Below are 1,938 nucleotides of genomic sequence, written 5' to 3'. Positions count from 1 at the left end.
CTTCACGGTGTCGACGATGCTTTGAGCGTCGAGTTTGGCGTCCTTGTACATGCGCTCGGGGGTGTCGTGGTCCTGGTAGGTGTCGGGGAGGGTCAGGGTGCGCACCTTGACGGTGCCGGCGTCGAGCGCGCCCTTGGCGGCGAGCAGGTGCAGCACCATCGCCCCGAAGCCGCCCACCGAGCCCTCCTCCAGCGTCAGCAGCGCCTCGTGGCGGGACGCCAGGTCCAGGATCAGCGCCTCGTCCAGCGGCTTGGCGAAGCGCGCATCCGCCACCGTCACCGCGTAGCCCGCCTCGACAAGCGTCTCGGCCGCCTTCAGCGCCTCGGCGAGCCGCGTGCCGAGCGAGAGCAGCGCCACGCGCCGGCCGGTGCTGTTACCGGTGCTGTTGCCAGTACCCTTGCCCGCGCCCTGCGGGCTGCCCGCCTCGGCCTCGCGCACGATCCGGCCCTTGCCGATCGGCAGCGGCACGCCGCGCTCCGGCAGCTCCACGCCCACCCCCTCGCCGCGGGGGTAGCGCAGCGCCGTCGGGCCGCCGTCATGCGCATGCAGCGTCGCCACCATGTGCACCAGCTCCGCCTCGTCGGCGGCCGCCATCACCGTCATGTTCGGCAGGCAGCAGAGATAGGCGAGATCGAAGGCGCCCGCGTGCGTCGCCCCGTCCGCCCCGACCAGCCCCGCCCGGTCCATGCAGAAGCGCACGGGCAGGTTCTGCAGCGCCACGTCGTGCACGACCTGGTCGTAGGCCCGCTGCAGGAAGGTCGAGTAGATCGCCACGAACGGCTTGTAGCCCTCCGTCGCCAGCCCGCCCGCAAACGTCACCGCGTGCTGCTCGGCGATGCCCACGTCGAAGGTCTTGTCCGGGTGCGCCTTGCCGAACAGGTCGATGCCGGTGCCCCCGGGCATCGCCGCGGTGATCGCCACCACCTTCGGATCGGCATCCGCCGCCTTGATCAGGCTCTCGCCGAACACCCGCGTGTAGGCCGGCGCGTTGGCCTTGGCCTTGGTCTGCACGCCCGACAGAACGTCGAACTTCACCACCCCGTGGTAGCGGTCGGCCGAGGCCTCGGCGGGCGCGTAGCCCTTGCCCTTCTGCGTGACGACGTGGAGCAGGATCGGGCCCTGGTCGTTGTCGCGCACGTTCTTGAGGACCGGCAGCAGGTGGTCGAGGTTGTGACCGTCCACCGGGCCGACGTAGTAGAAGCCGAGCTCCTCGAACATCGTGCCGCCGCCCCCGGTGATGAGGTTGCGGGCATACTCCTCGGCGCGGGCGGCGCGCTCGTAGATCGCCTTCGGCAGCAGCTTGCCGAGCTGCTTGGCCGTCTCGCGCAAGCTGCGGTAGGCGCCGCCCGAGGCGAGCCGCGCCAGATAGGCCGACATCGCGCCCACGGGGGGCGCGATCGACATGTCGTTGTCGTTCAGGACCACGATCAGCCGCGAGTGCATGGCGCCGGCGTTGTTCATCGCCTCGTAGGCCATGCCCGCCGACATCGAGCCGTCGCCGATCACCGCGATGACGTTGCGCCGCCGCCCCGGATCGCGGCCTTCCGCCTTCGCCGCCGCCACGTCGAGGTCGCGGCCCACCGCCATGCCGAGCGCCGCCGAGATCGAGGTCGAGGAATGCGCCGCCCCGAACGGGTCGTACTCGCTCTCCGAGCGCTTGGTGAAGCCCGACAGCCCGCCCCCCTGGCGCAGCGTCCGGATGCGGTCGCGCCGCCCCGTCAGGATCTTGTGCGGGTAGGCCTGGTGCCCGACGTCCCAGACGATCCGGTCGTCGGGCGTCTCGAACACGTGGTGCAACGCCACCGTCAGCTCCACCACCCCGAGACCCGACCCGAGATGCCCCCCCGTCACAGACACCGCGTCGATCATCTCGGCACGCACCGCATCCGAAACAGACTGCAACTCCGACTCAGGCAAACGACGGAGATCAGAGGGAAC

The 1,938-nt window shown here is 70.7% G+C and carries 1 protein-coding gene; it reads right to left on the bottom strand.

What is annotated here, in order from left to right; translation table 11 throughout:
• Positions 1-1,938 (bottom strand): 1-deoxy-D-xylulose-5-phosphate synthase (dxs, locus tag MFF04_RS21630; RefSeq protein ID WP_283206401.1); only part of this gene is annotated, 1,938 nt, incomplete at both ends.

Source organism: Methylobacterium jeotgali, from assembly GCF_022179345.1.
GTDB classification, from domain to species: Bacteria; Pseudomonadota; Alphaproteobacteria; order Rhizobiales; family Beijerinckiaceae; genus Methylobacterium; species Methylobacterium jeotgali.
This window is presented reverse-complemented; position numbering and strand designations above follow the sequence as displayed.